At 69.2% G+C, this 11,677-nt stretch carries 14 protein-coding genes; 2 read left to right on the forward strand and 12 right to left on the reverse strand.

The annotated features are described in order from the left end of the window. The 12 genes from SCI24_RS18620 to SCI24_RS18675 all read right to left on the reverse strand — a co-directional run. Positions 1-403 (reverse strand): YbgF trimerization domain-containing protein (locus SCI24_RS18620; protein WP_318726798.1); only part of this gene is annotated, 403 nt, incomplete at its 3' end. 29 nt (positions 404-432) lie between these two features. Then, complete coding sequence (gene pal / locus SCI24_RS18625; protein ID WP_318726799.1) at positions 433-969, reverse strand: peptidoglycan-associated lipoprotein Pal; 537 nt, start codon at positions 967-969, stop codon at positions 433-435. Positions 970-992: 23 nt separating this feature from the next. Beyond that, positions 993-2,282, reverse strand: a complete 1,290-nt coding sequence (tolB, locus tag SCI24_RS18630) for a Tol-Pal system beta propeller repeat protein TolB (RefSeq protein ID WP_318726800.1) — start codon at positions 2,280-2,282, stop codon at positions 993-995. After that, complete coding sequence (tolA, locus tag SCI24_RS18635; RefSeq protein WP_318726801.1) at positions 2,282-3,283, reverse strand: cell envelope integrity protein TolA; 1,002 nt, start codon at positions 3,281-3,283, stop codon at positions 2,282-2,284. The genes tolB and tolA overlap by 1 nt, the downstream gene beginning before the upstream one ends. Positions 3,284-3,292: 9 nt before the next feature. Next, complete coding sequence (gene tolR, locus SCI24_RS18640) at positions 3,293-3,736, reverse strand: protein TolR (protein ID WP_318726802.1); 444 nt, start codon at positions 3,734-3,736, stop codon at positions 3,293-3,295. A 13-nt stretch (positions 3,737-3,749) separates the two neighbouring features. Beyond that, complete coding sequence (gene tolQ / locus SCI24_RS18645; RefSeq protein WP_412930192.1) at positions 3,750-4,445, reverse strand: protein TolQ; 696 nt, start codon at positions 4,443-4,445, stop codon at positions 3,750-3,752. 41 nt (positions 4,446-4,486) lie between these two features. Then, the gene (ruvB, locus tag SCI24_RS18650) at positions 4,487-5,503 is read right to left on the reverse strand and encodes a Holliday junction branch migration DNA helicase RuvB (RefSeq protein ID WP_318726803.1); all 1,017 of its coding nucleotides are present in this window, start codon (positions 5,501-5,503) and stop codon (positions 4,487-4,489) included. A 44-nt stretch (positions 5,504-5,547) separates the two neighbouring features. Further along, positions 5,548-6,162, reverse strand: coding sequence for a Holliday junction branch migration protein RuvA (gene ruvA, locus SCI24_RS18655; RefSeq protein WP_318726804.1), 615 nt, complete (start codon positions 6,160-6,162; stop codon positions 5,548-5,550). A gap of 141 nt (positions 6,163-6,303) precedes the next feature. Continuing rightward, entirely contained in the window at positions 6,304-6,843 is a 540-nt protein-coding gene (gene ruvC / locus SCI24_RS18660) for a crossover junction endodeoxyribonuclease RuvC (protein ID WP_318726809.1), read from the reverse strand. 9 nt (positions 6,844-6,852) lie between these two features. Further along, the gene (locus SCI24_RS18665) at positions 6,853-7,602 is read right to left on the reverse strand and encodes a YebC/PmpR family DNA-binding transcriptional regulator (protein WP_318726805.1); all 750 of its coding nucleotides are present in this window, start codon (positions 7,600-7,602) and stop codon (positions 6,853-6,855) included. Between the two features lie 84 nt (positions 7,603-7,686). Further along, positions 7,687-9,468 carry an aspartate--tRNA ligase gene (gene aspS / locus SCI24_RS18670; protein ID WP_318726806.1) on the reverse strand — a complete coding sequence of 594 codons (1,782 nt, stop codon included), beginning with the start codon at positions 9,466-9,468 and terminating at the stop codon, positions 7,687-7,689. A 50-nt stretch (positions 9,469-9,518) separates the two neighbouring features. Further along, positions 9,519-9,776, reverse strand: a complete 258-nt coding sequence (locus SCI24_RS18675; RefSeq protein ID WP_133634210.1) for an FmdB family zinc ribbon protein — start codon at positions 9,774-9,776, stop codon at positions 9,519-9,521. 213 nt (positions 9,777-9,989) lie between these two features. On the opposite strand from SCI24_RS18675, the gene SCI24_RS18680 reads away from it, so the two are divergent. Both SCI24_RS18680 and SCI24_RS18685 read left to right on the forward strand, forming a co-directional pair. Further along, positions 9,990-10,925, forward strand: a complete 936-nt coding sequence (locus SCI24_RS18680) for a D-2-hydroxyacid dehydrogenase (RefSeq protein ID WP_318726807.1) — start codon at positions 9,990-9,992, stop codon at positions 10,923-10,925. A 14-nt stretch (positions 10,926-10,939) separates the two neighbouring features. Continuing rightward, a partial coding sequence (locus tag SCI24_RS18685; RefSeq protein WP_318726808.1) for a ribokinase occupies positions 10,940-11,677 on the forward strand: 738 nt, incomplete at its 3' end.

The following is an 11,677-nucleotide window of genomic DNA, read 5'->3' on the forward strand; positions in this document are numbered from 1 at the left end:
GATCGTCGCCGCTCGGCGGCGGGGTCTCGGCGACCTGACGGGCACTCTCCTCGTCCACGGGCGGGGCGGCCTGGTCGACGCCACTGCCCGCCGCCATCAGGCGATCCTCGATGTCCAGGTATTGCTGGCGAGTCTGGCGGCGCAGCTGCTCCAGCTGGTGGCGCAGCTCCTCCACCTGGCCGCGCAGCTGGCGGATCTCCTCCTGGTGCTGCTGGACCTGGTTGAAGATCACCAGGCTGCCCCCGGCCTCCTCGCGGGTGGCCGCCTGATCATAGAAGCTGCTGGACCCCGATCGCCCGGTGAGGTCCTCGATCACCGGCTGCTGCGCCAGGAGCGGCATCGCTACGGTCAGCGGGAGCACCAGGGCTCCCGCACCGCACAGTCCCTTCAGACCGTGTCTCATCGCTTTCTCCCTCGTCGTGTCGGCCCGGCTCAGTAGGCGAAGACCACCCGACGGTTCTGGGCATAGGCCTGCTCGTTCTGGCCACGTGCCGCCGGCCGTTCCTCGCCGTAGCTGACCACCTCGACCTGGGAGGGCGACACGCCCTGGACGTTGAGGTAGCGCTCGACGGCGCCGGCGCGGCGCTCGCCCAGGGCCAGGTTGTACTCGCGGGTACCCCGCTCGTCGGTGTGGCCCTGCAGGACGACGCTGGCGTTGGGGTTGTTCTGCAGGAAACGGGCATGGGCGGTCAGCACCGGCTCGAACTCGCTGCGAATGGTATCGCTGTCGTACTCGAAGTAGATGGTGCGGGTCTCCGGGATGCGGCCGTCGGCATCGGCTCGCTGGCCGGCGCGATCGCCGCTGACGCCGCGGCCATCGGCGCCGCCCGTGGACACGCCGCCGCGATCGGTGCCGCCGGCGCCGCCCGTCAGGTCACCGTCCTGGCCGCCGCCCGTGCTGGAACAGCCGGCCACGAAGGCCAGGGACAGGGCAATGGCCAGGGTTCTGGCATAGGGCTTGAGCTGCATCGTGATACTCCTTGTTGGATACATCAGTTCAGAAACGGTGACCACGCGGGTTCGCGGACATCACCCTGCGCCGCCGGCAGCCGGAAGGAGGCGCGCCCATCGGCGGAGACCCCGCCCAGCACGCCGTTGCCGCCCTGCTGGGTGGCGAAGATTACCATGGTGCCATTGGGCGCGACACTGGGCGATTCGGCCTGCCCCGTCTCGCTCAGGGCCACCAGGCGGCCGCTCTCCAGGTCCTGGCGCGCCACCTGGTAGCCGTTGCTGCCGCGATGGATCAGGAAGATCGCCTCGCCGTCCGGCGCGAAGCGCGCCCGGGCATTGTAGTTGCCGGTGAAGGTGAGACGCTCCTCCTCCCCGCTGCCCAGCTCGACGCGATAGATCTGCGGACCACCGCTACGATCCGAGGTGAACAGCAGGCTGCGACTGTCCGGCGACCAGGCGGGCTCGGTGTCGATGCTGGAGTTGTTGGTGATGCGCTGCACCTCCCGCGACCCGATCTCCATCACGTAGATCTCGGGCTGGCCATCCTTGGAGAGCGCCATCGCCAGGCGGCGGCCATCCGGTGACCAGGTGGGGGCGCTGTTGAGCCCCTCGAAGGAGGTGGCACGCACGCGCCGGCCGGAGGCGATGTCCTGGATATAGATCGCCGGGCGCTCGGTCTCGAAGGAGACATAGGCCAGCTTGCCGCCATCCGGCGACCAGGCCGGTGACATGATCGGCTCGTCGGACGAGAGGATCTGCTGGCTGTTGCGCCCGTCGGCATCGGCCACGTGGAGAGCGTACTGGGTATCGTCCCCCACGCCGCTGGAGGTCACGTAGGCGATGCGGGTCGAGAAGGCCCCGCGGATATCGGTGATCTCCTCGAAGATCTGATCGCTGATGTAGTGGGCGGCGTCGCGCAGCCCCTGGTGACCCGAGGTCACGGTCTCGGCAAGCAGGCGGCGTTCGCCGCTGATATCCACCAGGTCGTAGCGGATGCGATACTGATCGCCCTCGCGGCTGATCCGCCCCGCCACCAGGTAGCGTACGTCCAGGGCGCGCCAGTCGCCGTAGCGCACCTCCTCGCTCGAGGCGGGTCGCTCGAACATGGCGCGACGCTCCAGCGGCTCGAAGTAGCCGCTGCGCTCCAGGTCATCGGAGACGATCTGCGCGATGTCCTGGGGCATGTCGTCGCCGTCGGCGAAGGGCACGATCGCGATGGGCGTGGCACGGTCGCTGCCACGGGTGATCTCGATGGTCAGGTCGGCGGCCTGGGCCAGGCTGGTGAACAGCATCAGCATGGCGGCCAGCCAGGTGGTCTTCAGGATGTTCATCAGCGGATATCCCCCGGTCGGAATCGCAGGTTGAATTGACGGTAGTCGCGCTGGGCCGAGGCCGGCAAGTCGCGCAGCTCGGCGAAGGGCGCGGCGGCCTCCACGGCCTGGACCGCAGAGCGGTCGAAGGCGCTGTTGCCACTGCTCTGACCAATGGTAGCCGCGAACAGCTCCCCCGAGGGGCCCAGCCGCACCGAGATCTCGGCGCTGGCCCCCTCGGGCACGTTGGGCGGGATCACCCAGGCCTGCTCCACCGCCCGGCGCACCAGGTTGATGAAGCTGTTGGCCGCCTCGTTGGCCTGGCGGGCATTGGCCACGCTGTCGGCCTCGCCCTCGATGGCACGATCCAGGCCCTGGCTGGCGGCCTCGGCGGCGCGGCGGGCCTGCTCCTCGGCCTGACGCTGGCGCTCGGCTTCCGCCTCGGCCTGGCGCTGACGCTCGGCTTCTGCCTCCGCTTCGGCCTGACGCTGGCGCTCGGCTTCTGCCTCCGCCTGACGCTGACGCTGGCGTTCGGCTTCCGCCTCGGCCTGGCGCTGACGTTCGGCTTCCGCTTCCGCTTCGGCCTGGCGCCGGCGTTCGGCCTCCGCCTCGGCCTGCTCGGCACGCCGTGCGGCCTCCTCCTCGGCGGCCCGGCGAGCCTCCTCCCGGGCCTCGGCCTCCGCCTGGCGCTGCCGCTCGGCCTCCTCGGCCCGGCGGGCGGCTTCCTCCGCCGCCTCGACGGCCTCGGCCTCTGCCTCGCGAGCTTCTTCTTCCTGGGCAGCCGCCGCGGCCTCCTCCTCGGCCTGGCGGGCCGCCGCCCGGGCACGGGCCTCCTCGGCACGCTGGGCCTGGTCGGTGGTGGTCTCGGTGCTGACGAGGGTCGCCTGGACGATATTGGTGCTCGGCGGCTCGGTCTCCCGCTCGGGAAAGCGGATCACGCTGGCCGCCAGGATCGCCAGGTGCAGGGCGACGGCGAGCACCAGCGGCAGGCCATAGCCCACGCGTCGGTCATGTCTGGCCATGTGGGCTCCTCAACTGTCCCCGGGGGGCGGTTCCGAGATCAGCCCGACATTGCTCACCCCCGCGGTCTGCAGGGTGCTCATCAGCGTCACCACCTTGCCATAGGGGACATTGCGATCGCCGTGCACCATCACCGGGGTGCCCGGCTGGCGTTCCAGCAGGATGATCACGCGTTCGGCGATTTCGTCAATGCCAACCTCTCGTGGTTCGTCATCGCCCACCCAAATTGAATACCGGCCGTCGCTTTCAACCGCGACGTTGATGGGATCACGATCCTCGGTCTCCTCGATGGGTTCGGAGCTGACCTGGGGCAGGTCGACCTGCACGCCCTGGGTGAGCATGGGCGCGGTGATCATGAAGATCACCAGCAGCACCAGCATCACGTCGATGAAGGGCACGACGTTGATCTCGCCCATGGGCTTGCTGCGCCCGCCACGATTGAAGGGTCCTAGCATGACGGCCTCTCCTTCACTCGGCGCCGGGGTCGGTCCGGCCCTGCAGGTTGCGGTGCAGGATGGAGTGGAACTCCTCGGCGAAGTCCTCGTACTTGCCCAGCAGGCGACCGGACTCGGCGGAGAGCCGGTTGTAGAAGATCACCGCCGGAATCGCCGCGAACAGCCCCATGGCGGTGGCGATCAGGGCCTCGGCGATCCAGGGGGCCACCGTGGCCAGGGTCGCCTGCTGGGCCATGGAGAGGGACTGGAAGGAGCCCATGATGCCCCAGACGGTGCCGAACAGCCCGATGTAGGGGCTGGCCGAGGCGACGGTGGCCAGGAATACCAGGTGCAGGTTGAGGCGGTCCTCCTCGCGGGACCAGGCCACGCGCATGCTGCGCTGGACGCCCTCGAGGATCGCCTGGGGGCTGCGGGTCTTGGCCAGCAGGCGGTTGAACTCCCGGAAGCCGGCACGGAAGACGTGCTCGGCCCCCTGGGTCTCCTGCTCGGCGGGCGTCTCGCGATAGAGCTCGTTGAGGTCCACGCCGGACCAGAAGCGCTCCTCGAAGACCCGATGGGCCTTGCGCGCCCGGCGCATCACGAAGGTGCGCTGGAAGATCACCACCCAGGAGAGGATGGAGCCGATCACCAGGATCAGCATCACCATCTGCACCACGCCGCTGGCGTTCATGATCAGGTGGGGTATGGACATGGAGTCGTTCACGGGCATCCTCGTCGGTCTTGGTCAGTCGTCACGGGAGTGGGGGTCCGCTAGTCGGGCGCCCGCTCGTGGGGCGCCATGTCGAAGTGTTGCCAGGCCTGACGGGTCACCACCCGGCCACGGGCGGTACGCATCATCAGGCCCTGCTGGATCAGGTAGGGTTCGATGACGTCCTCGATGGTGTCGCGCTCCTCGCCGATCGCCGCGGCCAGGGAGTCGATACCCACCGGGCCACCGTCGAACTTCTCGATCATCGCCAGCAGCAGGCGCCGGTCCATGTGGTCGAGACCGTGGTGGTCGACGTGGAGCATGTTCAGCGCCAGGTCGGCGATCTCGGCATCCACGCGGCCCTGTGCGCGCACCTCGGCGAAGTCGCGCACCCGGCGCAGCAGCCGGTTGGCGATGCGCGGGGTGCCCCGGGAACGGCGCGCGACCTCCCGGGCGCCCTCCCGGTCGCTCTCGACCCCCAGCAGCCGGGCGGAGCGCACCACGATCTCGGTGAGCTCGTCGATGCTGTAGAACTCCAGGCGCTGGACGATGCCGAAGCGGTCGCGCAGCGGCGAGGTCAGCAGGCCCGCCCGGGTGGTGGCGCCGACCAGCGTGAAGGGCGGGAGGTCGAGCTTGATCGAGCGCGCCGCCGGCCCTTCGCCGATGACGATGTCGAGCTGGAAGTCCTCCATGGCGGGATAGAGGATCTCCTCCACCACCGGCGACAGGCGATGGATCTCGTCGATGAAGAGCACGTCGCCGGGCTGCAGGTTGGTGAGCATGGCGGCGAGGTCGCCGGCCCGCTCGAGCACCGGCCCCGAGGTGGACTTGAGCCCCACCCCCATCTCGGCGGCGACGATGTTGGCCAGCGTCGTCTTGCCGAGTCCCGGCGGGCCGAACACCAGGGTATGGTCGAGGCTCTCCTCGCGGCCGCGGGCGGCGCTGATGAAGATGTCGAGCTGCTCGCGCACCCGAGGCTGGCCGATGTAGTCGGCCAGCCGCTTCGGTCGGATGGCGTGGTCGGCGCCGCCCTCCCCGTCCCGGGGGTCGGCGGCGATCAGGCGATCACTCTCGAGCATGGCGGACGTCCGGCATCGACGGGAAGCGTGGAGGCGTCATCGGTTCACCCCGCGAGGCGGCGGGTCAGCGCCGCCTTGATCATGGCCTCGGTGGAGCCGGCCTCCTCGAGGCCGACCAGCATGCGGGCCGCCTCGGCGGGCTTGTAGCCGAGGCTGACCAACGCCGCCTCGGCATCGGCGACAGGATCCGTGGCCCCGGACGACACGCTGCCAGTCGGTACCTGGGTACCAACGGCCAGTTCGCCCGGCTGTTCCCAGTGGGGAAAGCGGTCGCGCATCTCGATGATCAGCCGCTCGGCGGTCTTCTTGCCCACCCCGGGCAGCCGGGTCAGCGCCTTGACGTCGTCATCCATCACGCAGCGCACGAAGGCCTCCTCGTCCATGCCGGAGAGGATGCCCAGGGCGAGCCTGGGGCCGATGCCGTTGACCTTGATCAGTGCCCGGAAGAGCGAGCGCTCCTGCTCCCGGGCGAAGCCGTAGAGCAGGTGGGCATCATCCCGGATGGTCAGGTGGGTGAAGAGCGATACCGGCTCCCCGGTGCCGGGCATGGCCACCAGGGTGGTCATGGAGGCCTCCAGCTCGTAGCCGACACCGGCCACGTCCACCACCATCCAGGGGGGCTGTTTCTCGAGCAGGGTGCCTCGCAGGCGTCCTATCATGGAAGTTCGCTGTCCCTTGGGTTGGAGTCCATCGCGGCCCGCGGGGCCGTCACCGGGCCACTATACTGTTCGCCCGAGCCGCATGCCAGCCCGGGGGAACAGCGTTCGACAATGTGCCACCGTCGCCTGTCGGCGACAGGGTCACGGGCGGAAGTCGCGCCATGAGCCCCCCTTGCGACGGCTGCGGTGCCCGCCATAGCTCCCCTCGCGCAGCAGCCCCAGGCGGGCATGGGCATGGGTGAGCGCGATGGCCAGGGCGTCGGCGGCATCCGCCTGGGGCGTGGCCGAAAGGCCGAGGATCGCCGTCACCATGTGCTGCACCTGGGCCTTGTCGGCGCTGCCGCTGCCGGCCACCGCCTGCTTGATCTGGCGAGGGCCGTACTCGCTGACCGGCAGGCCATGATTGGCGGCGCAGACGATGGCCGTGCCCCGGGCCTGGCCGAGCTTGAGGGCGGAGTCGGCATTCTTCGACATGAACACCTGCTCGATGGCGAACTCCCCGGGGGCATGCACCGCGATCAGCTCGCCGACTCCGGCATAGACCTGGGCCAGGCGCTGGGCCAGGTCATCGGCCTGGATGCGGATGCAGCCGCTGGCCACGTAGCGCGGCGTCGGCGTGGTGACATCCAACACGCCGTAGCCGGTGATCCGCGAGCCGGGGTCGATGCCGAGGATCAGCATCGGCAAGACTCAATCGAGCTGGTCGAGGACATCGTCGGCGAACTCCGCGTTGGTGGTGACGTTCTGGACATCGTCCAGGTCCTCGAGCCTGTCGAGCAACTTGAGGACCCGGCCGGCGAGCTCCGGTTCGGTGATGGGCGTGGTGGTTTCCGGATAGAGCCCCACGTCGCTCTGCTCGGGCTCGATCCCCGCCGCGACCAGCGCATCCTTGACCCGGCCGAAGGAGTCGGGGGTGGCGACCACCTCCAGGCGGCCATCGTCGCGGCGCTCGATCTCCTCGGGCTCCGCCTCCAGGGTGGCCTCGATGGCCGCCTCCTCGGTGACGCCCTCGGGCAGCAGCAGGCGTCCCTGGCGATGGAACATGAAGGCCACCGACCCGGTGGTGCCGAGGTTGCCACCCTGCTTGCCGAAGGCATGTCGCACTTCAGAGACAGTGCGATTGCGATTATCGGTCAGGCACTCGACCATCACCGCCACCCCCTCGGGCCCATAGCCCTCGTAGATGCACTCCTCCATGGCGTCGCCATCGGCATTGCCGGCCCCCCGGTCCACCGCCCGCTGGATGGCCTCCTTGGTCATGTTGTTGGCCAGCGCCTTGTCGATGGCGGCGCGCAGTCGCGGGTTGTCGGCCGGCTCCGGCCCGCCCTGGCGTGCCGCCACGCTCAGCTCGCGGATCAGCTTGTTGAAGATCTTGCCCCGCCTGGCGTCCTGTGCCGCCTTGCGGTGCTTGATATTGGCCCACTTGCTATGGCCTGCCATCGCGTCCTCCTTGCCGAATCGGGATGTCAAGACAGCACCGGCGCCCTGGGGCGCCGGTGGAATGTCATCGGGTCGGGGTCGCCGTCACTCGCCGGCGGTCTCCGCCTTGGCCTTCTGGCGCAGGCGGATATTGAGCTCCTTGAGCTGCTCGGCGCTCACCTCGCCCGGCGCCTCGGTCAGCAGGCAGGCCGCGCTCTGGGTCTTCGGGAAGGCGATCACCTCGCGGATGGTCTTCGCCCCGCTCATCAGCATCACCAGCCGGTCGAGGCCGAAGGCCAGGCCGCCATGGGGTGGCGCGCCGTACTGCAGGGCGTCGAGCAGGAAGCCGAACTTCTCGCGGGCCTCCTCCTCGCCGATGCCCAGCACCTCGAGCACGGTCTGCTGCATCGCCTGGTCGTGGATACGGATCGAGCCGCCGCCCAGCTCGGTGCCGTTGAGCACCATGTCATAGGCCCGCGAGAGCGCGGAGGCCGGATGGGCCTTGAGGGTCTCGGCGTCGCAGGACGGGGCGGTGAAGGGGTGGTGCAGGGCCTGAAGGCGGGCGCTGCCGTCCTCCTCGAACATCGGGAAGTCGACCACCCACAGCGGGGCCCACTCGGCGGTATAGAGGTCGAGGTCCTCGCCGAGACGCACGCGCAGCGCCCCCAGGGCCTCGTTGACGATGCGTGCCTTGTCGGCACCGAAGAAGATGATGTCGCCGTCCTCGGCGCCCACCCGGTCCAGCAACTCTTCGACCACGCCCTCCATGAACTTGACGATGGGCGACTGGAGCCCCTCGAGCCCCTTCGCCCGCTCGTTGACCTTGATCCAGGCCAGACCGCGGGCGCCGTAGATGCCGACGAACCGGGTGTAGTCGTCGATCTCCTTGCGGGAGAGGCTGGCGCCGCCCTTGACCTTGAGGGCGGCGACGCGACCGTCCTCGGCATTGGCCGGGCCGGAGAAGACCTTGAAGTCGACGTCCTTCATCAGGTCATCGACATCGGTGAGCTCCAGCGGGATGCGCAGGTCCGGCTTGTCGGAGCCGAAGCGGCTCATGGCCTCGGCGTAGGGCATGCGCGGGAAGGCGGGCAGTTCGACGTCGAGCACCTCCTGGAAGAGCTGGCGGACCATCGCCTCGGTGATCGACATGATGTCCTCCTCCTCGACGAAGGAGGCCTCGAGGTCGATCTGGGTGAACTCGGGCTGGCGGTCGGCGCGCAGGTCCTCGTCGCGGAAGCACTTGGCGATCTGGTAGTAGCGGTCGAAGCCCGACACCATCAGCAGCTGCTTGAACAGCTGCGGCGACTGCGGCAGCGCGAAGAAGCTGCCCGGGTGGGTGCGGCTCGGCACCAAGTAGTCGCGCGCGCCCTCGGGGGTGGCGCGGGTCAGGATCGGGGTCTCGATGTCCAGGAAGCCCTGGCCCTCGAGGAAGGCGCGCACGCTATGGGAGATGCGCGAGCGCAGGCGCAGCTTCTCGATCATCTCCGGGCGGCGCAGGTCGATGTAGCGGTGCTTGAGGCGCACCTCCTCCCCCACCTTGCCGTGCTCGTCGAGCTGGAAGGGCGGCGTGGCGGCGGTGTTGAGGACCTCCACCTCCTTGGCCAGCACCTCGATCATGCCGGTGGGCATGTTGGGGTTCTGGGTGCCCTCGGGACGCAGCCTGACGCGACCGACGATGCGCAGCACATACTCGCTGCGGGCGCGGTCGGCATTGGCGAAGGCCTCGGCGGTATCGGGGTCGACCACGACCTGGGCGATGCCGTCGCGATCGCGCATGTCGAGGAAGATCACGCCCCCATGGTCACGGCGGCGGTGGACCCAGCCGCACAGGGTGACCGTCTGATCCACCAGGGTCTCGTTAAGCTGGCCGCAATAATGGCTGCGCATGTCAAATCCTGTTCTGTTGCGTGAAGTGGTGAAAGGCAAGGTCGGGCGGCTCAGGCCGCCGCCCCGTCCTTGCTCGGCGTCTTGTCGGCCTTGCCGCCCTCGCCGCCGGCCAGGTTCTTCTTGCTGCCGGTCTTGAAATCGGTCTCGTACCAGCCGCCGCCGGCCAGCCGGAACCCGGCGGCGGAAACCAGGCGATTGAGCTCGGCCGCCTCGCAGGCCGGGCAGTCCCTCAGCGGCTCGGCGCTGATCTTCTGAAGCTTCTCCAGGCGGTGGCCGCAGGCCTTGCACTCGTATTCGTAGATGGGCATGGTTTGATCACTCCCGGTGTAATGACATTACCCATGGGTCAAGCACGGGCAGGGGCATCCACCGCCTCGCGCTACCGTGGTGCGATATAGGGCCGGCCCGCGGATATTCCAAGCCTGCCTCGAAAGCCGGCTATTATAGCCTGTCGCGCCGGGCAAGGCCCACCCCTGCCAAGGCCCGTTGCCCGACTCGCCTGCATCGACAAGGAAATGTGCATGAAAGCCGTCATCCTCGACGCCGCCAGCCTGGGTCCCGACATCGACCTGGACCCGATCCGCCAGCACCTCGATACCCTGGACGTGCATGAACAGAGCACGCGCGAGCAGGCCGCCGAGCGGCTCGCCGGTGCCGAGGTAGCCATTGTCAACAAGGTGGTGCTCGATGCCCGGACCCTCGATGCCCTGCCCGCGCTCAGACTGATCTGCGTGCTGGCCACCGGCACCAACAACATCGACATGGCCGCGGCCAAGCGCCTGGGCATCACCGTGAAGAACGTGACCGCCTACGGCACGGCCAGCGTGGCCCAGCACACCCTGATGCTGATGCTGGCCCTGGCCACTCGGCTGCCCCTCTACCAGCGCGACGTGGCCGGGGGACGCTGGAACGAGAGCCCCTTCTTCTGCCTGATGGACCACACGACCCTGCAGCTGGAAGGCAAGCGGCTGGTGATCGTTGGCCAGGGCGAGCTGGGCTCGAAGGTGGCGCGCCTGGCCCAGGCCTTCGGCATGCACGTCGACTTCGCCGCACGCCCCGGCAACGAGGCCCATGACAGTCGCCCCGGCCTTCGCGACCTGGCGCCCGAGGCGGACGTGATCAGCCTGCACTGCCCCCTCACCGAGGCCACCCGCCACCTGGTCGACGAGGCCCTGCTCGCCAGCCTCAAGCCCGACGTCCTGCTGGTCAACTGCGCCCGGGGCGGGATCATCGACGAGCAGGCGGCACTCGAGGCCCTGCGTCAGGGCCGCCTGGGTGGGCTCGGCGTCGACGTGCTGCCGGAGGAACCGCCGCGTGACGGGCACCCGCTGCTCGACGCCCTGGGCGAGCCGCTCAACCTGGTCGTCACGCCCCACAACGCCTGGATCACCCCCGAGGCCCGCCAGCGCATCGTGGCCCTCACCGCCGACAACCTGCGCGGCTGGCAGGAAGGCTGAGCATGGAGGCTCGCATGCTGCACAACTTCGGCTCCATTAATCTCGACCACTTCTATCGCGTTCCCCACCTGGTGCGTCCCGGGGAGACCATCGCCAGCCGCGACTACCGGGTCGGGCTGGGGGGCAAGGGGGCCAACCAGTCGCTGGCCATGGCGCGTGCCGGCGGGCGGGTCCGGCATTGGGGGCGCCTGGGTCGCCAGGATGCCTGGGCTCGTGACCTGCTAGGCCGTGCCGGCGTGGAGGTGGAAGCGATCGCCCTGGTCGACGAGCCCAGCGGCCATGCCATCATTCAGGTGGACGACCGCGGCGAGAACGCCATCATCCTTTTCCCGGGCGCCAACCATGGCACCACGGAGCAGGACCTCGACGCGCACTTCGCCACGGCCTCTCCCGGAGACTGGCTGCTGGCCCAGAACGAGTGCAATGCCCTGTCCAGGGTGATGGAGCGCGCTGCCGAGGCGGGCCTGAACATCGCCTTCAACCCGGCCCCGATGAGCGATGCGGTGCTGGAGTTGCCCCTGGCCCACTGCCGGCTGCTGTTCGTCAACCGCGGCGAGGCCGCCTGGCTGGCCGGCCTGGACGAGGCCTCCCCGCCCGAGGCCCTGCTGAACGGCCTCGCCCGCCGCCTGCCCGGCTGCGAGACGGTGCTGACCCTGGGCGGCGACGGGGCCTGGTACCAATCCGGCGATGAGCGCCACTTCCAGCCGGCCCTGCCGGTCACTCCACGGGACACCACGGCGGCCGGCGACACC

Source organism: Halomonas sp., from assembly GCF_033549285.1.
Lineage (GTDB): Bacteria > Pseudomonadota > Gammaproteobacteria > Pseudomonadales > Halomonadaceae > Halomonas.

What these genes read in the sequence shown, in the direction of transcription:
- pal (WP_318726799.1), bottom strand. Translation starts at nt 969, where the DNA reads ATGCAGCTCAAGCCCTATGCCAGAACCCTGGCCATTGCCCTGTCCCTG.
- tolB (WP_318726800.1), bottom strand. Translation starts at nt 2,282, where the DNA reads ATGAACATCCTGAAGACCACCTGGCTGGCCGCCATGCTGATGCTGTTC.
- tolA (WP_318726801.1), bottom strand. Translation starts at nt 3,283, where the DNA reads ATGGCCAGACATGACCGACGCGTGGGCTATGGCCTGCCGCTGGTGCTC.
- tolR (WP_318726802.1), bottom strand. Translation starts at nt 3,736, where the DNA reads ATGCTAGGACCCTTCAATCGTGGCGGGCGCAGCAAGCCCATGGGCGAG.
- tolQ (WP_412930192.1), bottom strand. Translation starts at nt 4,445, where the DNA reads ATGCCCGTGAACGACTCCATGTCCATACCCCACCTGATCATGAACGCC.
- ruvB (WP_318726803.1), bottom strand. Translation starts at nt 5,503, where the DNA reads ATGCTCGAGAGTGATCGCCTGATCGCCGCCGACCCCCGGGACGGGGAG.
- ruvA (WP_318726804.1), bottom strand. Translation starts at nt 6,162, where the DNA reads ATGATAGGACGCCTGCGAGGCACCCTGCTCGAGAAACAGCCCCCCTGG.
- ruvC (WP_318726809.1), bottom strand. Translation starts at nt 6,843, where the DNA reads ATGCTGATCCTCGGCATCGACCCCGGCTCGCGGATCACCGGCTACGGC.
- SCI24_RS18665 (WP_318726805.1), bottom strand. Translation starts at nt 7,602, where the DNA reads ATGGCAGGCCATAGCAAGTGGGCCAATATCAAGCACCGCAAGGCGGCA.
- aspS (WP_318726806.1), bottom strand. Translation starts at nt 9,468, where the DNA reads ATGCGCAGCCATTATTGCGGCCAGCTTAACGAGACCCTGGTGGATCAG.
- SCI24_RS18675 (WP_133634210.1), bottom strand. Translation starts at nt 9,776, where the DNA reads ATGCCCATCTACGAATACGAGTGCAAGGCCTGCGGCCACCGCCTGGAG.
- SCI24_RS18680 (WP_318726807.1), top strand. Translation starts at nt 9,990, where the DNA reads ATGAAAGCCGTCATCCTCGACGCCGCCAGCCTGGGTCCCGACATCGAC.